The organism is Xanthomonas translucens pv. undulosa, from assembly GCF_017301775.1.
Classification (GTDB): Bacteria; Pseudomonadota; Gammaproteobacteria; order Xanthomonadales; family Xanthomonadaceae; genus Xanthomonas_A; species Xanthomonas_A translucens.
The window spans coordinates 2,497,188-2,517,527 of record NZ_CP063993.1; the positions used below are offsets into that span (position 1 = coordinate 2,497,188).

General features: G+C 66.2%; 7 protein-coding genes and 2 pseudogenes. 4 read left to right on the plus strand and 5 right to left on the minus strand.

Annotated elements, in window-relative coordinates; translation table 11 throughout:
* Positions 1–15 precede the first annotated feature (15 nt).
* A pseudogene (locus ISN38_RS10540) lies at positions 16–303 on the minus strand (GNAT family N-acetyltransferase); the annotation flags it as partial.
* Between the two features lie 345 nt (positions 304–648).
* Complete coding sequence (locus tag ISN38_RS10545; protein ID WP_241754004.1) at positions 649–5,829, minus strand: transducer protein car; 5,181 nt, start codon at positions 5,827–5,829, stop codon at positions 649–651.
* A 1,490-nt stretch (positions 5,830–7,319) separates the two neighbouring features.
* Between ISN38_RS10545 and ISN38_RS10550 the strand changes: the two genes are divergently transcribed.
* Complete coding sequence (locus tag ISN38_RS10550; RefSeq protein WP_038238302.1) at positions 7,320–9,101, plus strand: autotransporter assembly complex protein TamA; 1,782 nt, start codon at positions 7,320–7,322, stop codon at positions 9,099–9,101.
* Positions 9,098–12,928, plus strand: coding sequence for a translocation/assembly module TamB domain-containing protein (locus ISN38_RS10555; protein ID WP_047325478.1), 3,831 nt, complete (start codon positions 9,098–9,100; stop codon positions 12,926–12,928). The genes ISN38_RS10550 and ISN38_RS10555 overlap by 4 nt, the downstream gene beginning before the upstream one ends.
* A 24-nt stretch (positions 12,929–12,952) precedes the next feature.
* Here the strand turns inward: ISN38_RS10555 and ISN38_RS10560 are convergent.
* The 3 genes and pseudogenes from ISN38_RS10560 to ISN38_RS10570 form a co-directional block, all read right to left on the minus strand.
* Positions 12,953–13,504 (minus strand): annotated as a pseudogene (locus ISN38_RS10560) (transposase family protein); the annotation flags it as partial.
* Between the two features lie 191 nt (positions 13,505–13,695).
* Entirely contained in the window at positions 13,696–15,108 is a 1,413-nt protein-coding gene (locus ISN38_RS10565) for an alpha,alpha-trehalose-phosphate synthase (UDP-forming) (protein WP_230938591.1), read from the minus strand.
* Between the two features lie 688 nt (positions 15,109–15,796).
* Complete coding sequence (locus tag ISN38_RS10570) at positions 15,797–16,360, minus strand: gluconokinase (RefSeq protein WP_206711796.1); 564 nt, start codon at positions 16,358–16,360, stop codon at positions 15,797–15,799.
* A 150-nt stretch (positions 16,361–16,510) separates the two neighbouring features.
* Here ISN38_RS10570 and ISN38_RS10575 point away from each other — a divergent pair, with 150 nt between their 5' ends.
* The gene (locus tag ISN38_RS10575; RefSeq protein ID WP_058362260.1) at positions 16,511–17,890 is read left to right on the plus strand and encodes an MFS transporter; all 1,380 of its coding nucleotides are present in this window, start codon (positions 16,511–16,513) and stop codon (positions 17,888–17,890) included.
* Positions 17,887–20,274, plus strand: a complete 2,388-nt coding sequence (locus ISN38_RS10580; RefSeq protein WP_206711797.1) for a GH36-type glycosyl hydrolase domain-containing protein — start codon at positions 17,887–17,889, stop codon at positions 20,272–20,274. The genes ISN38_RS10575 and ISN38_RS10580 overlap by 4 nt, the downstream gene beginning before the upstream one ends.
* The last annotated feature ends 66 nt before the right edge of the window (positions 20,275–20,340 follow it).

The window sequence follows — 20,340 nt, forward strand, 5'->3', positions numbered from 1 at the left end:
TTCAGCAGCCTGCTAGCCCAGGTCCGGGCAAGGCAGGGTGCGGCGCAGCACCAGGCCGGCCATGCCGAGCCAGGCGCCATCGTCGCGGCGCTCTAGGGCATACAGGCCGAAGCCGTTCTGGGTGTAGCTGCGTACCGTGCCGTCAGCGAGGTAGTTGCGCGCCTGGGCTGCGTCGCGCACGCCGCGGTCGCCGATCTGGGCCAGGAAGCCGGGGTCGTTGAGCAGCGCCAGCGTCGCCGCGGCGTCGCGCTCGGGTTCCAGCAGGCGCAGACGCAAGCGCGCGGTTTCGATCACGGCCGACACGGGTCTTCCTGGCAGGGACGACGAGGTCCTCAGCGTGTCGTGGCCGCCACGGCTTGGCAAGCGGGCGCGGGCCTGCGCGCCAGTGCTGTCTGCCGCATGCCGCATCGCATGGACGTCCGCCATGCCCGATTGGCTGCGCAGACGCATCACGATCGCACAGGTGTGGGCTTGCCGTCCGCTGAAGCGGCTCCGGTGCTCATGGCGTCGGCGCCGTCGCGGCGGCCCGGGCCGGCGTGTATCGGCTGGGCGCGGCGACGGCGCGTCCAGCGGCGACGTCACCCGGCAGCAGCCGAACCGCGGGCCAGCGACCACAGGCCACGCCAGGCCAGGCATGGCCTGCAGCGGTCAGCGCCTGGTTCGGTCCGGGGAGGGAGACCATGTGTGGATTTCCGCCATGACGCGTTCGCGATCGGCCTGCGCCTCCGGGCCGCCATCTCCATAGGGCTCGATCTCGGGGCTTTGAATGCGGTCGTGCCGAGGCGACATATGAAGCGAGTACGGCAGCGGTTGCGGGTCGAGTTGTTGCGCATGCGAGTGGTCGCTCCGTGCTGGCGATGTCGTGCTCGATGCTGCATCGCTTGGGCGCTTGCCGCGCGGAGAAGGCGGGCCGAACTGCGACGACCGCGCGATGGCCTGGCGCCCGATCGCCTGGGTACCGTCCAGCTGCAAGCGTTGCTGCAGCGCGCGACCGCCCGCTTCCAGCACTTCGGCGCCCTGCAGCTGGTCATAGAGACCATAACGGAACTGGATTTCCGCTTCGAACAGCTGGTGTGAGGTGCCGGCATTGGTGGACAGGTTCACAAGCGGCAACCCTACCTGGTGACCGACCATGTTGGAGTCCGTATTGTGCACGGCGATCGCGGCGAGGCGGTACAGGTCCGGGGCGTTGCGGGTCTTGTCGAGTACGCTGCGCCAGTCCATCCCGGACGCTGTGGTTGAGATTCCCAGCATGTCGGTACCCTCTTCCTGCGCCTTGGCAGCAAGCGCGTCGTTGATGACGGTCATGGCCTGCGGCCTCATCTCGAAGACGAAGCGAACCTGGTTGATGTAGGGAATATCCTTGAAACGGCGCAACACGTCGTCCAGGCCGTTGATCTGCCGGCGCACCTCGGCAAGGTCGCCCATCTTCGAACCCAGCCCCGAATGACCGAGCGCATGGGTCACCACCTTGTCCAGCGATTCCCGCCCGAACATGTTCAGTTCCACGCGTGCGCCTGGAATCAGCCGGGCTCGGTGGCGTGCGGCAAGCGATTCTTCCTGCCGCAGCTCGTGCAGCAGCTGCAACACGATTGCACGCTTGATTCCCGAGCGCGAATGCCACAACGAACCGGCCGCCTCGCGCGTGGCGGCTCGCGCCTGTGCACTCTGCAGTCGCAACGGCGCGCCCTCCAGCGCTCCTTGCGCTTCGATGGTGCGGGCACCTTCGCCCTGGACGCGGTCTATCACGTGTTCGAGAAAGGCGATGCGTTCGCTGGGCAGTAAGGGATAGTCCAGCGAATCCAGTTCGGCGGCGCCTTCAGGAAACGTCGTGCGCAGAAGGTCGGCCATGTGCTGCCAACTGGCAGGTGTGATCGGACTTGCCGCTTTGGCATCCAGCGTTCGCTTGTAGCTGGCAGTGCCGAGCACTGGCCCGTCGGGCGCGTCACTCAATGCGGCGTCCAGCGGCAGCTGTACATCGCCGCACGCCACGCGAACGCTGCCCAGCTGCAGGCTGCCGACATTGGTTAAAGCAGTGATCAGGTTACGGAAGACGGCACCGAACGCGCTGGAAATTTGACCGCCGGCGCTCAGGCTGAGATTGCCCTCCATGCTGAAATCGGCGCGTCCCTGGAACTCCAGGCCGATGATATCGGTCCAGGCGTGATCCAGATGCAGCTCCATTTCACTCCAGTGCATGCCCGCTCGCCAAGTGGCGCCGGTGGAGAGGTTCCCGGAGAGGGAACTGCGCCCATTGGCTGCGCTCGTTGCCGGCGGATGCGCGGGATCGGCGGCAGGCTTCTGCGCGCCATACTGGCGGCTATCACTGAGGCCCGCTTCCGGCATGCCCAGTGCAGTGCTGGCGTTGAAGTTGGTCTCGAACAGGTCCAGGCCGATCGCGCCTTCGTTCACGCCAGCGCGCAACAGTTTGCTGGTGTCCGGGTCATGCTGGTCGAACAGCAGCCGTGCGAATTCGGGGATCGTGGATGGAGAAAGGATGACTGCCGCGCCCACGCCATGCTGGTAGGCACCGCCCAGGCTGAGGCTGGCGGAACTGCCCCAGCCGAGCGACGACTTTGTTCCCGATGCTTTGTTTTCGTACAGCGGCAGGCTCACCAGCAAGGGATCGAGTTTGATCTTGACGCTGGAGGTAGCGGAGAGGTTGCCTTTGGCGTGGCGAACGAAGAATGCGACCAGTCCAGCGTCGCCGTCCTTCGAATCGCCGATGCGTTCGACCCCCAAGGCATGGATGGCTTCGCCGCCGGCGCCTACGTTGATCGGATTGATCTGGGCCCAGATCGGATACCCCAATGCGCCGCGCAACTCCGCCGCTTTCGAAGCGACGGAGAAGAAGGTGCTGCGGTTGAACAGATCCTGCAGCAGGTCGGTCATGCGCGAGGCCATCTCGTCAGGAGCCGCATCGGCTGGCAATCCCAGGCTCTTCAGCAATTGCAGCCGGCGCGCCGTGCCCGGCGTAGCAATTTGTTCGCGGAACGTGGCTACGACATCGTCGAAGGCTTCCAGTTCCTGCCAGGACGACAGGCCTAGCTTGGACAGGCTGCGCAGCGCGGACGCCTTCTGTCGCTCCTCGGCTTGCTGCAGCGACGGCACGGTATCGGTGCGCAACAGCGCGTCGTACTCGACCAGGCTGCCGAGTAAGCAAGCGCTACGCAGCGCGTGGCGTGCCCCGCCGGTGCCGGTGGCCGGGTCCGGTTGAATCGCCGGTAGGCAGACACCGGCGGCCTTCAACTGGCCGCTGATCTCGCGCACTTTGAGCAAGAGTTCGGCCTCATGCGCGGACAGCGTCTCGGGCTGGTCCGCCGCCACCGCCGCCAGTGCCGCCAGGCTGCGATCCAGGGCCGGCAGCAGGTCGTCGCTGTGGCGCAAGCCGGCACGCTTGGCCGTGGTGGAGACGGCGGTCCGCGCGCTGCGCCAGCGTTCGGCGAGGCGATAGCTGGCGTTGGACGCCGTCGCTGCTGCACTGCGGTCCTTCAACGCGGAGAAGTCGGGCGCAATCACGCGCTCGCGGATGCCGATCTTGCGCAGCTCGCGCAGCAAGGTGCCGAGTTCGGCCTCGCGCATGCGCAGCAGCTGATCGCGCTGCGCTGGCGAGAATGCGCAGTGTTCCGGCTGCACCGGCCCCACCGCGGCGGCGATGCGCGCCTCTGCCAAGTCCGGCAGTTGCTCGAACAGTTCGGTCGCACGGTTGGTCACCTGCTGGGCATCTCCACGAAACCGGCTCAGGCGCACCTGCTGGGCGGTTCGCGGCAGCGCGATACCCACCGACCGCGCCGTGGCGCGACCGGTGGCCACGGCGGCATCGCCCAGCATTCTGGCCATGCTGCTGGCCTGCGCCTTGGCCGTGTCGGCAAACACGCGCACGGTGGAGCGCGCGGTCAGCGGATCGCTGGAGGTGGTACCCAGCAAGGTGCTGGTCACGGCGGCATCGTGATGCCGTGTGCTGATGCGGGTGGGCTGCCGTGCATTCAAGATGGCGTTGGTCCCGGACTGGGTGCCGTCGGCGGCGGGTTCCTCCGGCGCCGGTTCGGGCGCCACGCGCGACGCCTGGCGGGTGCCGTCGGCGGCCGTCATCGACGGCAGCAGTGCATGCCAGCGCTCGCCGATGCGCAGCTGTAGCTGCCCGGTTCGCGTGCTGCGCAGCGATGTCGGCGGCTCTTCCGATGGCAGGATCAACGCCACTTCGTGCCAAGTGTGATCGGCCACATGCCGCTTCAGCTGTGGGCCGACACCGTCGACGTGGTCGAGCACGTGCAGGTGGCCATCCAGTCCGATCGCGATCGCCATCGGAAGCTGCAGCCCTTTCAGTTCAAGCGCGGGCTGTCCCGGCGGAATGAGATGCAAGGTATTGTTTTCGGACAGGACCGCCAATGTCTGGTCGATGTCCACCGCCAGCTGCTGCACCGGCTCATCGAAGTCCGCCAGATGCAGCGTGTCGACATGCACGCGATCGGGAACGACCGCCAGTGGTCCGCCGGAGGGCGTGCTGGGTGCGGGATGTGCGGGCAACCAAGTGGTGCGCCCGTTCAGTTTCAGTTCGACCAGTTGCCGTTTCCCTTTCAGCAGTGCAAAGGCCGAACGCCGGTCTATGAAACCGAAGGGACTGGTCTGCAGGACATCCAAGTCGGTCAACGGTGCGCCGCCGTCCCCGGTCGGCCGCGTCCACGGTTGCCCGGGCGCAGCCTGATAGTGCAGAACGCCATCGATATGGCCCAGGCGCGCGTGGCCATCGAGCAGGACCGGCTCGCTCACCTCGCTGTCCGCCGGCGCGTGCAGACCGTCGGCGCGGATCAGCAGCATCGGCTGGTCGAGCAGGTACGCCGGGGAGAAGACGTCCTGCCCTGGCGGGCGCTGCAGCACCGCACGGCGCCCTTGTTCGTTTTCCAGCAACAAATGCACGGTGTCGTCGGCGGCCAGCCCCATGCGGGTGACCACCCAACCGTCCTGGTGCTGCCTGCCTTTGGGCAACTCCAGCCGCTGTGCCTGGATGGAACCGCTACCGCTCAGATCGGCGTGGTAGACACGCCCCTTGTCATCCAGGATCAGCGCCTCGTCACCGATCCCACCGGGCAGCGGCAGCAGATCGACCGGCATCGCCGGGCTGGGTTCGAATCCTGGGCCTGCGGCCCTGGGTCGCCACAGTTCCACTGTGCGACTGGGCGTGTTCGTGGCATGCGATGTCAGACAGCCATCGTGCAACTCCTGCGCCGCGCCATTGGCATCGACGCGGACCACGCTGCCAGGAGGGATCTGCGCAATCGGCGCCGCCGATGCCATTGTCGCGTGCGCGCGCCATAGCTGCCGGCCGTCGTGCACGTAAACGGCGCCGTCGGCTTGCCGGCCGATCATTTGCAGCGTCGGCGCATTGCGCATGACTAACGCACGCAGAGGCGTCCAGCGGCCATCCGCGCCGGCCAGGTGCAGATGGCCGGCGCGTTCGATGAAGGCGCTGCCGTCCGCGTCCTGCCAGATGTCGGTCAGCATGCCGATCGGCGGCGCCGCGAGCTGGGCGGCGACGCGCTCGGCGCTCGGCGGCCCGCCGGCCTGCGCCTCGAGCTGCGGATCCACCGTCAGCGCGGCGACCAGCAGGCCAGGATGCGACATGAAAAACGCTTCGTTGCGTGGCGCCGAAGGTTTCTGCGGATCGGCGGCATAACGCAGCAGCATGCCGCCGTTGCCCAGGCTGGATTCGCCTTGGACAGGCGGACGACGCTCCATCCACTCATCCATCGCAAGCGCAACCTGCTGCGTGTCGGGGCTGCCGGCGCACACGCGTGCGCGTCGGCCGCCGGGCGTGGACTGGGTGCGCACGTACAAAGGCGGCTGGCCGGCGCGCACGGGCGATGTGCGGCTGGGCCGGGCCGTGAGCAGGGCCGCAGGCAGGGATTCGGCCGGAGCGCTCGGTCCAGCGCCGTCGTCACTGGCTGCCTGCGGCGCCTCCTTAACAGGAGACGGGGGAGCAGACGAGCTTCCGAGAAGGATTTTTAATGTAGTCATTTCTCAACACCGCGTCATGAAACCGGACAAGCAACCAGATCACATGCCTGGCGAACCTTGGTGTTCATCGCATGGATGCCAAGGGGCGAATGGGGCAGGTCCGGCCACGAAATGGAACACCATTGACGGAACGCGCATTGGGTGGAGGTGCTCATGAGCCGGCGTGTTCTTTCGCGCGGCATCGGCCACGGCGCACTGTGCTGGCGCGTCAAAGCTTGCAGACACCGGCGAAAGGCCTGTGGCGATCCCACCGTCGATGCCGCGCTGCGACTGCCGAACGCATCGCGCAGGAACGCGCTCCTCAAGCAATGGCTTTTACGGACGTCGCCGCGGCTGTAGCCCAATCCGATGAATGCGCTTGCCGATGCGGCCTAGTTCAAATGGTGGCGCGATCGGCGCTTCCAGAGCTGGTGCGATACGCCTGCCTTGACTGGCGATGCGCCAATGTCGGCCGATCGGCAGGGCAAGCGTTTTTTGCAGGATTCGTCTGCCTCGCATACCGTCCGCCTTGAGTATCTAGAATGCGTTTTTCATGATATGCGCCCAATCATAAAACTTGATTGGACATGAAGAGCATTAAATCTGGTGCGAATGAATTTCCAGATCAGGGGTAAACTTTATTGCATTGAAATGACAACGCATGGAGATTAGGCGAAAATGTGCGGCTGTGGACGAACCTATCGGGATCGGGAGACGCCACAAAATGGTTTCAGGAAAAACGATCGGACATTCATTGCTGGCGCCATACAGCGCATTCGCACCATGCAGCCTATGGCTTCGGGAGTCGCGGGTAGCCAGTCTCCGGTACGGTGAATACGTCCGCTGGCCCAGGCAGGCGCCGCACACGCGGCGTATCCATTGGCCAGCGCCGCGCCGGCGGTCTCACCATGGCAGGGCGCCCACCTTGCCGCCGGGCAAGCAGGATGCAGCGGCAGGCCGGTCGCCCCGTGCCCAGCGACGAGGTCGCATGGCACAACGCGTCAGTGTCGCGATCCGGCGCGGACAAGCCTGGGCGTGCAGTCTCGGTCACGGTGGACAAGGTTGTCGATGCACGGATGCCGAGCGCATCGGCATGGCGGGCGCTGTCCGCTTGGGATGAAGGCGCTACCGCCGCGTTCCTGACCCGGTCTGGCTTCGTTCGCCGCGGCGCGGTAGCGCAGCAGCGCGAACGCCGCTCGGCCATGCGCTGCGTGGGCCAACGACATGCCGGACGGCCCGGGACATGATCAGCAGATGCGGCGCTGGATCGCCGTTGCGGACGCTCAGTTAACAGCTTCACGCCATGTGTCGGTATTCTGGCGCCCATGCGATCGATCCTCCGCCTCTCCCTTCTCGTGTCCTTGCTGTCATTGGTCGGCCTTGCCCAGGCCAGCGGCACCATCGAAAAAGTCCAGATACAAGGCCTGGACAAGGACGACGATGCGGCGATGATCGAGAACATCCAGGTCTCGCTGTCGCTGTACCAGGCCATCGGCAAGGTGCAGGGCGAGTCGCGCCTGGAGTACCTGCTGAGCCAGGCCGAGCGGCAGACCCGGCAGGCGCTGGAGCCGTTTGGCTACTACACCCCGACCATCACCGTCGAAGCGCCGCGCAAGGACGACACGCTCACCGTGACCGTGCACGTGGACAAGGGCGAGCCGGTGCGGGTGCGCACCTTCCACGTCGGCATCACCGGGCCTGCTGAGGACGATCGCTACCTGGGCGACGACCTGCGCAACTTCCGTCCCAAGACCGGCGGGGTCTTCGACCACACCACCTACGAGACCAGCAAGGTCACCATCACCCGGCGCCTGGCCGAGCGCGGCTATTTCGATGCCGACTTCACCCAGCGCAAGGTCGAGGTCACCCGTGCCGAGCATGCCGCCGACATCGACCTGAGCTGGGATAGCGGCCGCCGCTACAACATGGGCGCGATCCGCTTCCACCAGGACTATTTCAACCAGGACCTGTTCGATCCGCTGGTGTATTGGGACGAAGGCAGCTACTACCACGAAGGCAAGCTCGACCGGCTGCGCGAGTCGCTGGTCAAGCTCGACTATTTCAGTGCCGTCGACATCCAGCCCAAGCCCGAGGAGGCCGACGCTGACGGCAACGTGCCGGTGGACGTGAACCTGACCCGCGCCAAGCGCAGCATCTACACCAGCGGCATCAGCTACGGCAGCGAAAGCGGCGCCGGCGTGCGCCTGGGCGTGGACCGGCGCTACGTCAATGCGCGCGGGCACAAGCTCAGCACCCAGCTGGACTACGCGCAGAAGCGCAAGAGCCTGATCACCAGCTACCGGGTGCCGGCGTTCCGCTGGCTCGACGGCTGGTACACCGCCTCGTTGCGCGCCTACGACGAGCAGACCGACTACATCGACCTGCGCAACCTCAAGCTCACCGGCAGCCGCAGCGGCGAGATCAACGAGCACTGGACCGCGATCGCCTCGCTCAACGCGCTGCGCGAGCGCTGGCGCTACGCCACCGACGAGGTGTTCGACGACGCGCTGTACCAGTACTCCACGCTGGTCTATCCGCAGATCGAAGCCGACTACGTGGGCGTGGACGACAAGGTGTTCCCGCGCAAGGGCTTCAGCGGCAACCTCAGTCTGCGTGCCGGCGCCAAAGGGCTGGGCTCGGACGCCAGCTTCACCCAGGCGCACATGCGCCTGAGCTGGTTCCAGGGACTGGGCGACAACAGCCGCCTGCTCCTGCGCGGCGAAGCCGGCAGCACCTGGACCAACGCGCTGGTGGCGATGCCGCCGAGTCTGCGGTTCTTCGCCGGCGGCGACAACAGCATCCGCGGCTATGCGTTCCGCGAGGTCGGCCCGCGCACCGCCAAGCCGGACCGCTTCGCGCTCGGCGCCAAGCACGTGCTCACCGGCAGCGCCGAATACGAGCACTACTTCAAGGGCGGGCCGTGGGGCGGTGCGGTCTTCGTCGATAGCGGCAGCGCCTTCGACGATACCCCCGACTGGCATACCGGCGTCGGCGTCGGTGTGCGCTGGCGTTCGCCGGTGGGGCCGGTGCGGGTGGACATCGCGCATGGCCTGAACGATCCGGACTCGCAGTTCCAGCTCTATCTCAACATCGGAGCCAACCTGTGAGCGCGACCGGCCCGGCCACGCCCACGCCGCGGCGCCCGCGCTTCTACCGGCGCAAGCGCTTCTGGTGGGGTTCGGCCCTGACCGTCGCCGGGCTCGGTCTGCTGACCTTGCTGGCGCTGTACTGGCTGCTGCAGACCGTGGCCGGGCGCGACGTGCTGCTGGCGCAGATCGTGGCGCGGCTGCCGGCCGGCTCCTCGCTGACCTGGGAGCGCGCCGAAGGTCCCCTGGCCGGCCCGTTGACCCTGTACAACCTGGATTTCCGCTACGACCAGATCCACTTCACCGCCGAGCGCGCCTACCTGGATCCGGACATCCGCCCGCTGCTCGGGCGCAAGCTGCAACTCGACACGCTGCAGCTGCAGAACGCCACGCTCAACCTGGCCAAGAGCGACGAACCGTTCGAACTGCCGAGCTGGCCGCAGTCGCTGCCGCAGATCGAAGTGCCGCTGGCGCTGCAGGCCGATCGCATCCTGATCGATGGCCTGCGCATCACCCAGGCGCAGCAGCCGATGATCGCTATCCACACGCTGCGTGGCGGCATCGAAGTGGCCAATGGCGAATTCCGTTCGAAGCAGTTGGTGGTGACCAGCGACCGTGGCGATTTCCGCGTCGATGGCCACTACGTGCCGGCGCAGGACTACAAGACCGATCTCACCGCCACTGCGGTGTTGCCGGCCGCGCGCGGACGCACCCCGGCGCGGCTGGGCCTGGTCGCGCGCGGCAACCTGGACAAGATGGAAGTGGCGATCGCCGGCGATGCGCCGGCACCGCTGCGCGCCACGCTGGTGTTCACCGGGCGTACCGATCCCACCTGGCAATTCGCCGCCAGCAGCAAGGCGCTGGACCCGTCCTTGTTCGTGCCGCCCGGCGATGCCGCGGCGACCACCAGCGAACCGATTGCGTTCGGCCTGAGCGCCTCCGGCAAGGGCGGCGACGCCAAGTTGCAGGGCCAGCTCGCGTACGGCGCGCAGAAGTTGACCCTGGACCCGTCCAACGTGCATCTGGACAATCAGGTACTCACCGTCGCGCCGCTGCAGTTGCGCGCTTTCGACGGCCAGGCGCGGTTGCGCGGCACGGCCGACTTCCGCGATCCGGTCAACGCCACGTTCCGCTTCTCGGTCAACGCCAGTGGCCTGAATTTCGCCACCGCCCCGGATCCGTCCACCCCGCACGCGCCGGTCGTGCCGATCAAACTGGTCGAGGCCAACCTCGGCCTGGCCGGGACGCTGAAACAGTGGGCCACCTATGGCGAAGCCACGGTGTCGCGCGGCAAGGACAGCGCCAAACTGCATCTCGACGTACGCGGCAACGACCAACGCGCGCAGCTGGCGCAGGTGCAGGCGAAGATGCCCACCGGCACGCTCGACCTCGGCGGCGAAGTGGCGTGGGTGCCGGAGCTGAGCTGGGATCTGAACGCCAAGCTGGCCGGCTTCGATCCCGGCTATTTCGCGCCGGGCTGGGACGGCAACCTGTCCGGCCAGTTCGCCTCCAAGGGCAAGCAGCTGCCGGCGCATGCCGACGGCAGCGCCGCCGGCTACCAGGCCAGCCTCGACGTGCCGCACTTGAACGGCAAGCTGCGCAGCCGCCCGCTCGATGCCACAGGCAAGTTGGCGCTGCAGGGCACGCAGGGCGAAGGCAAGCTGCAACTGGCGCTGGGCGACAGCCGCGTGCAGGCACAGGGCAAGGTCGGCGACCAGCTCGACATCGATGCGCAACTGCAGCCGCTGCAACTGGCCGACCTGCTGCCCGGCGCCACCGGCAGCCTGCGCGGCAGCGTGCAGGTCAAGGGCCGCCGCGATGCGCCCGACATCACCACCGACCTCACCGGCAACGGCCTGAAGTGGGACAGCTACGGCGCCGACAGCGTCAGCCTGCGCGGGCGCCTGCCGTGGCGCGGCAGCGGCGGCGCACTGGCGCTGCGCGGCAGCGCGATCAGTGTCGGCGTGGTGCTCGAGACCTTGCGCGTGGATGCGCGCGGCGCGGTGGAAAACCTGCAGCTCGATGCCGACACCCACAACGCCATGGGCGCGCTCGCCTTCGCCGGCCAGCTGCGCCGCGACGGCGCGCGCTGGCAGGGCGGCCTGAACACGCTGCGGGTGGCGCCGGCCAAGGGCGAGCCGTGGCAACTGCGGCAACCGGCCACGTTCGCCATCGCCGGCAGCGCCTTTACGCTTTCCGACACCTGCCTCGGCGCGACCGGCGGCGGCGCGCTGTGCGTGGCCGCGAACTGGCCCAAGCAGGGCCTGACCGTGCGCGGCGACGCGCTGCCGCTGTCGCTGGTGCAACCGTGGCTGCCGCCCAACAGCGGCCGCAAGATGTACTTGCGCGGAGAACTCACCCTCGACGGCAGCTTCAAGCCGGCCGGCAACGCCTGGCAGGGATCGTTGCGGCTGGCCTCGCGCGAAGGCGGCCTGCGCCTGGGCGACAACGCGCGCGGCGAACTGGTGCGCTACGACCAGTTCAGTTTCGTCACAGATTTCACCGCCCAGCACATCCACTCCAAGCTCGGCGTCGGCTTCCAGGGCGACGGCTTCATCGACGCCACCGTGGACACCGGCTGGGACGCGTACGCGCCGCTCACCGGCGGGATCTACATGAACATGGCGCGGCTGTACTGGATGGAGCTGTTCTCGCCGGATCTGGTGCGGCCCAAGGGCCTGGTCGAAGGCCACGTCAGCCTGCGCGGCACGCGCTCGCAACCGTCGATGGGCGGCGACGCCACGCTCACCGGCTTCACCGGCGAACTGCCGGCGCTGGGCCTGACCCTGCGCGAAGGCAAGGGCCGCTTCGACGCGCAGCCGGATGGCTCGGCGCGCATCGTGGCCTCGGTCAAATCCGGCGAAGGCACGCTCAACGTCGACGGCGGCCTGTCCTGGTACGGCGACACCACGCCGCTGCAATTGAATATCCGCGGCACCAATGTACTGGTGTCCAATACCGCCGAACTGCGCGCGGTGGCCAACCCCGACCTGCAGTTCGGCATCGCCAACAAGACGATGACATTGAACGGCCAGGTCACCGTGCCATCGGCGGACATCGATCTGGAGCGGCTGGACCGCGGCACCTCGGTGTCCGAGGACGTGGTGGTGCTGGACCCGGCCGACCCGGAAGAAGCGCCGAGCTCGCCGCTGGAAATGGACCTGCGCGTGGTGCTCGGCGACCAGGTCAAGATGGCCGGCTTCGGCCTGAAGGGCGCCCTGACCGGCGCCATGCAGGTGCGCTCGCGCCAGGGCCGCGAGATGACCGCCACCGGTGGGCTGGACGTCAGCGGCCAGTACAAGGCCTACGGCCAGGACCTGACTATCACCCGCGGCCAGCTGACCTGGAGCAACAACATCGTCTCCGACCCGCGCATCAACATCCGCGCGCAACGCCAGGTCGGCGACGTCACCGCCGGCATCGACGTCACCGGCCGCGCCACCGCCCCGCGCGCCGACGTGTGGTCGGACCCGTCGATGTCGCAATCCGAAGCGATGTCGTACCTGGTGCTGGGCCGCAGCCTCAGCAACGCCAGCAGCGACGAGGCCGACCAGGTCACCGCCGCGGCCAGCGCGCTATCGGCCGGCAGCGGCCTCCTCGCCTCGCAACTCGGCGCCAGGCTCGGCTTCGACGACGCCGGCGTCAGCCAATCGCGCACCCTCGGCGGCTCGGTGGTCGGCTTCGGCAAATATCTGTCGCCGAAACTCTACGTCAGCTACGGGGTGTCGTTGGTTGGCAGCGGCTCGGTGCTGACCCTCAAATACCTGCTCGGTCGCGGCTTCGACGCGGAGGTGGAATCGAGCACGGTGGAGAATCGTGGGTCGCTTAATTGGCGGAAGGAGAAGTAAGTAGTTGTCCCTGCAGAATCCCCGTCAGGAGATGACCGCCGCAACGACTGCGGTGGATTTCGCCATCGGCGCGAGCACGCTGGTCCGGAGCCAAGCACGCAAAAACGCGATCCAACGCATCAGCCAGCGCAGGTTGTAGCCGGTAGCCGCATCGATGGCGTTCAGCGCATCGCCTTGCGCGCCCTTGAGCCAGCAGCGGTCCAGCCGGTGCTCCTGCTTCAGATGCCCGAGCACTGGTTCCACCGCCTGGCGGCGCTTGATCCAGCGCCACTACCTGCGTGTGAGCGACTTGGCCTTGCCTCGGTGCAGTATCCGTACGCCAGCCACCTCCCGACCCCGGTCGCCCAGGTCCACGATGGCCACCTGCGGTCTTGCGGCCACGTCCTGCATCAGCGCGCTCGCCTGCTCGAGCTGCTCGGACAGCGTGTCGCCGTCGTAGGGATGACCCGGGAAGCGACGTGCGCCCACGATCAAGCCTTTCTTCGCCGTCACCGCAATGCCGACCTTCACTCCGAACTCATACGGCCTGCGTGCCTTGCCCTTGCCGATGCACTCCACTTCCGGCGTCTTCATCGCCCTGGCCGCGTTGATCGTCTGCGCCAGCAGTTCCTCCATCCCGGCCTCGCCCAGGCGCTGGCGGCAGCGCCAGTCCTCGAGCGAGGCATTGTCAAAGCGGCACACCGGCTCGATCAGGGATAATCAGGAGGGAGTCGTGTTGCACTTGGAACTTGAGGCGACCAAGCCTCCCCCCGCTCTCGAAGGCGGCGTCAGGACGTGCGGCGGCGTTTGGACTGGGGAGCCGGCACGGGGTGATCGCCGGCCGATCCGGTGGAGGCTGACGGATCGGCGCACAAGGGGGCCAGGCAATCTGAGCGCCATTTGCCGAGATCCTTGGTTTGGACATTTTCAAGGAGTGGCCCATGTCTTTTCCGACGCTCTCCCAGGCGCATACCTAGCGCTGTCTCATAGGCTCCCGTGATGGCTGCACGGTCCTCTGGTGGAATCTGAAGTGCCTCTTTGAGCTGATAGGCTGATCCCGCGCCTTCGGATAGCACCAATACTCCGGGATTTTTGGGATCCTGCGCGGCAACGTACTCCTTGGACACCAAATTCATGCCGTCCGCTTTGGACGTAATGACGCCGACACGACTCATTCGATAGATCTCCGGCAAGGCGTTGCGGTTGACCGAATGGTCGATGTACATGATCGGTGACCACGACTTTGTCCCGTACCTTCGATTGATATTGTCCACGAGGGTTCGGGTGTCACGGGCCAACTTTGCATAGGCCGGCACATTCTGCCGTGACGGTGCAGCAATCTGCACGAATGTCACCTTGTTCCTCAAATCGGAACGTTTTTCCAGCATATCGCCAAGCGCGGCTAAGCGATCCGGTATTCCCTTGGCGTAATCCAGCCGCTCTACCCCGATCATCAACGTGCGGCCTTGCTTCCTTTCCTTCTTGAGATGATTGACAAGTTCCGCCGAGTCCTCGCCGGCTTGGAGGGCTTCCAGGCTTGGTATATCTATGCCAATGGGGAAATGCTGAACATTGGTCTTCTGACCAAAGGCTTCGATGCTTCGATCATCGATATTCTTTCCGACCTTCTCATTCGCAACATAATCGCGAAAATTCTGCACATCCCTGGGGATCTGCATGCCCACTAGGTCGTAGGCAAAGAATGCCTTCATCAACTCCTTATGCTGTGGGATTTCCTTGAATACATCCGGCGTCGGAAACGGCGTATGGTTAAAGAATCCAATGCGCTGCTTGCAGCCCAATTTCCGCAGCTCCTCCGCCAAGGGGATAAGGTGGTAATCATGGATCCAGAGGACGTCATCCTGCTTCAGCATGGGGGCCAGCTTCGATGCGAACATCTTGTTGACCTGTCGGTAGCTTCCATAAAATTCTGGATTGAAATCGGCCCATTGCGCACTGTTATGCATGACCGGCCACAGTGCGGAATTGCAGAATCCAGAATAATAGTTGTCGAACTGCTTGCGTGTCAGGTCGATGCCAGCGAGTTTTGATTTTCCAAAAGACTCGGTTTTAACCTCCTGGGTGCCGAGCCGTCCGCCGACTTTCCCGCTCCAGCCCAGCCATAGGTCTTCGTTGTCGCGCATCGTTTCCTCCAAGGCAACGGCGACACCGCCGGCAGCAGGCTTCTTGGGGTCGATCATGCGATTTGATACAACAACCAGACGGCCTTGCATATTGGGTTTTGACGTTTGCCGGGGCGCCTTCCCAATTGCGGGTCTGGGCCTTGAAGACAGTCCTTCGAATTGTTGAAACTTAGGTTGGGAGGAGCCTGCGGGCTCTGGAGTTTCTGCCTTGGTCTGCTCAGTGTAGTGCTGCGTTGATGGAGTGTTTTGTAATACTGCCGATGAGCGCATGTTGCATTTCCCTTTCTGAATTGGTAATGAGTTCACTAATAACCCATTTCAAAATATAATCTTTGGGCAATTAAGATTTTCCTGGACAGGGCGCTGGCGAGTGGTCTCGCCAGTATGTTTTGCTGCTGGCCAAGTTGCGTGCCCTCGATCGCATAGATTTTTATCGGGTCATCATCGACTCTTCATCAATTTATTTGGTAAATTTTTCTATTATCTTCGGTTCATGGTCAGTTCCACATGACTGCGCCGAAGAAATGCGCAAAAAACCGAAGTTGCTCGTCCGGCCGATGGGCATATGGTCTACGATCAGGTTCGCGCGATCAGAGGCGGACTGAAGCAGTACCGGAAAGCGAGCCCGTAGCCTCATCGCCGAACACTAATGGCCGAGCTGGAGCACAATCCCCTATGGGGGCAGCTTGAGCGGTAACGGACCGCGCGACTCGATCGCGATCGCCCAAATGCCGCGAAAGACGCGTCAAACAGCGCCGACGCGCGCACCGCCAGGCGTGGCATCCAGCTGCGCGATGGCATCCGCCACCATTGCATCGAACGGCGCATCCACGGCCACCGAAAGTACGTCCGGCTCCTCCAGTGGCAGTTCCAGCGTGTCGATCTGGCTCTGCAGCAGGGCAGGCGGCATGAAGTGGCCGCTGCGTCGCGCCAGGCGTTCGGCGATCACATGTGCGGCGCCATGCAGGAACACGAAACGCATCGGCACGCCGCTGTCGCGCAGCTGCTGCCGGTGCGCGCGGCGCAGCCCGGAGAAGGCCAGCACCACGCTGCGGCCGGCGTCGATCGACTGGCGCAGGCGCAGCGCCAGCGCCGCCACCCACGGCACGCGTTGCGCATCGGTGAGCGGCACGCCGCGCGCCATCTGCGCCTTGGCCTCGGCGCTGTGGACGTCGTCCGCATCCAGGAACGCGAGGCCGTAGTGCGCGGCCAGCGCCTGCGCGACGCTGGTCTTGCCGCTGCCGGCAATGCCCATCACGACGAGGGCTGCGCTGCGTTGCGGCAGGGAATTCTGGGATGTCGCGTCCATCACGAGCGGTTATACCTTGCTGGGGGTTTGGCATGATGCACGCGCCGACGTTGGCGATGCGCGCAGCGTGGTGTAGCGTCGGCACGCCACGATCAGCGCAACCTGCCTGCCGCCGTTCCATCATCGCATGACCACCCGACAGGATCGCCGATGCCCATACCGCCGCAACGCGCCGATGCCCCGCTGCGCTGGACCGAGAAGGTCGGCTATGGCATCGGCGACATGGGTTTCAATTTCTACTGGGCCAACATCTCCGCGTTCCTGCTGATCTTCTACACCGACACCATGGGCTTGCCGGCGGCGGCCGTAGGCACGATGATCCTGCTGACCAAGGTGGTCGATGCGGTCACCGATCCGCTGATGGGGGCGCTCGCCGATCGCACCCGCTCGCGCTGGGGCAAGTTCCGGCCGTATCTGTTGTTCGCGGCGCTGCCGATGGCCGCCAGCGGCGTGCTGGCCTATACCACGCCGGATCTGGGCCCCGCCGGGCGGCTGGTCTGGGCTTACGTCACCTTCGGCGTGATGATGCTGATGTACACGGTGGTCAGCATCCCGTATTCGGCGCTGTCCGGGGTGATCACCGCCGACAGCCAGCAGCGCACTACGCTGATCAGCTTCCGCTTCATCGCCGCCTTCGCCGGCACCACGCTGGTCAACTACGCCACGCTGGACATGGTGCGCTGGTTCGGCAACGGCGACGATGCGCAGGGTTGGCAACGCACCATGCTGGTCTACGGAATCGCCGCGGCGGCGCTGTTCGCGATCGTGTTTGCGACCACGCGCGAGCGTGTGCAGCCGCTGCCGCAACCGCGCACGCCGGTGCTGCAGGACGTGGCCGACCTGCTGCGCAATCCGCCGTGGCGGGTGCTGTTCGTGCTGGCGCTGATCATCATGATCACCATCGTCATGCGTGCCGGTGCCGGCGTGTACTACTTCAAGTATTACGTCGGACGCCCGGAGCTGACCGGCTGGTTCCTGGGCAGCTATTCGGTGGCGCTGGCGGTGGGCGCGGCGGCCACGCCGCTGCTGACCCGGCTGTGCGACAAGCGCCGGCTGATGATGTGGCTGATGGGGGTGGTGGGCGCGCTCAGTTGCGCGATGTTCTTCATCCCGCGCGAGGCGATCTGGGCGCTGTTCGCGATCAACCTGCTGATCGGCCTGGCGCTGGGGCCGAAATCGCCGCTGGCGTTCTCGATGTATGCCGACACCGCCGACTACACCGAATGGAAGACCGGGCGCCGCGCCACCGCAATGACGTTCTCGGCGGCGACGTTCTCGCAGAAGCTCGGTGGCGCGCTGGCCTCGGCCTGCATCGCGTGGATGCTGGCGGGGATAGGCTATGTGGCCAACCAGGCGCAGAGCGATGCCTCGCAGTTGGGGATCGTGCTGCTGCTGACGGTGATCCCGGGCGCGATCGCGCTGCTGGCGGCGTGGACGATGCGCTTCTATCCGCTCGACGACGCGGCGTTGTTGCGTATCCAGCAGGAACTGGCCGCGCGCAAGCGCGCCGCAGCGGAGGCGCGCGCATGAGCGTCGAACCTGAGACGCGCGATGTGCTGGCGCCCAGCGCCGACGGCGAGCGCTACGAGCTGCATAGCGCGACGGCCCTGCCCAATGCCGGCGGCTTCCTGTGGAACCGGCGGATGATGATCCAGGCCACCTGCCGCGGCTACGCCACCGCGCAGTTCATGCAGCCGGAGCCGGCCAAGTACGCGCATGCGCCGAACCTGGAGGCCAGGACCTTCATGCAGCCGGAGCAGCCGTACTACGCGCACCATCCGGGGCGCTTCTTCTATCTCAAGGACGAGGACAGCGGCGCGCTGTACTCGGTGCCATACGAGCCCGTGCGGGCGACGCCGCAGGCGTTCCGCTTCTCGGTCGGCAAGCGCGACATCGTCTGGTGCGTGCGCTACGCCGAGATCGAGGTGGAGGTGCGCCTGCAGTTGCCGGTCGAGGACACGGTCGAGCTGTGGCAGTGCCAGGTGCGCAATCTGGACGGGCGCGCGCGGCGGATCGCGCTGTATGCGTATTTCCCGGTCGGCTACATGTCGTGGATGCAGCAGAGCGGCGAGTACCGCGCCGACCTGGGCGGCATCGTGTGCCGCAGCGTCACGCCGTATCAGAAGGTCGAGGACTATTTCCGCAACCGCGACTTCAAGGACTGCACGTTCCTGCTGCACGAACAACTGCCCGATGCCTGGGATGCGCGGCAATCGGCGTTCGAGGGCGAGGGGGGACTGCACGCGCCGAGCGCGGTGCTGCAGCCGCGGCTGGGCGGCAGCGATGCGCGCTACGAGACGCCGACCGCGGCCCTGCAGTATTGCCTGACGCTGCAGCCGCAGCAGGAACACGCGTTGCGCTTCCTGTTCGGTCCGGCACGCGACGATGCGGAGATCGCGGCGCTGCGGCAGCGCTATCTATCTGCGCCCGGCTTCGCCGAGGCGGCGGCCGCGTACCGCGATTATCTGGCCGAGGCGGCCGGCTGCCTGCACATCGCCACGCCCGATCCGTGCCTGGACAACCTGGTCAACCATTGGCTGCCGCGGCAGGTGTTCTATCACGGCGACGTCAACCGCCTGACCACCGATCCGCAGACCCGCAATTTCCTGCAGGACCACATGGGCATGAGCTTCCTGCGCCCGCAGACGGCGCGCGCGGCATTGCTGCATGCGCTGTCGCAGCAGGACGCCAGCGGTGCGATGCCGGACGGCATCCTGCTGATCGAAGGCGCGGCGCTGAAATACATCAACCAGGTGCCGCATACCGACCATTGCGTCTGGCTGCCGGTGTTTCTGTCTGCGTATCTGGACGAGACCGGCGATGCGGCGCTGCTCGACGAGATCGTGGTAGATGCCAACGGGCATGGCGCCAGCGTCGCCGCGCGGCTGTATGCGGCGATGCGCTGGCTGCTTGGCGCGCGCGACGCGCGCGGGCTGAGCTATATCGCGCAGGGCGACTGGTGCGACCCGATGAACATGGTCGGTTACCAGGGCCGCGGTGTGTCTGGCTGGTTGTCGGTGGCCACCGCCTACGCGCTGCAGCTGTGGGCGACGCTCTGCGAACGGCATGGTCGCAGTGCGCAGGCGGCGGCGTGCCGCGCCGGCGCGGCCGAGGTCAATGCCGCGGTCAATCGCGAATTGTGGGACGGCGACTGGTACGCACGCGGCATCACCGACGACGGCGTGCGTTTCGGCATCAAGGACGATGCGGAAGGCCGCATCTACCTCAATCCGCAGAGCTGGGCGCTGCTCGCCGGCACCGCCGATGCGGATCGGCGCGCGCGCCTGCTGCAGGCGGTCGATGCGCAGCTGGACACGCCGTACGGGCCGACGATGCTGGCGCCGCCGTATACCGCGATGCGCGAAGATGTTGGCCGGCTGACGCAGAAGCATCCGGGTTCGGCAGAGAACGGTTCGGTCTACAACCACGCCGCCGCGTTCTACCTGCATGCGCTGTACGCGATCGGCGACGCCGACCGCGCCTGGCGCGTGCTGCGCGCGATGATCCCGGGACCGGACCTGGCCGACTACCTGCAGCGCGGGCAGTTGCCGGTGTTCGTGCCGAACTATTACCGTGGCGCCTGGCGCGAGTTGCCGCGTACCGCCGGCCGTTCCAGCCAGTTGTTCAACACCGGTACCGCGGCGTGGCTGTATCGCTGTCTGATCGAGGGTCTGTTCGGGCTGAAAGGCGAGGGCGAGGCGCTGTGCGTACGCCCGCAGCTGCCGTCGCACTGGAGGCAGGCGACGGTGCAGCGCCGGTTTCGCGGTGCGGTGTTCGAGGTGCGCATGCAGCGCGCGGCGGGCTGTGTTGCGCAGCAGGTCAGCGTGGACGGGCAGCTGCTGGACGTGGCGCGGATCGAGGGCATCGAGAGCGGCCGCCGTTATCGGGTCGAGGTGATGTTGCCGGAGGGGTGAAGGCGGCTCGGGCGATCGGGTTGCGGAGGGTGTCTGGTCGCGGCTGAAGCCGCTCCTACAGGGGCA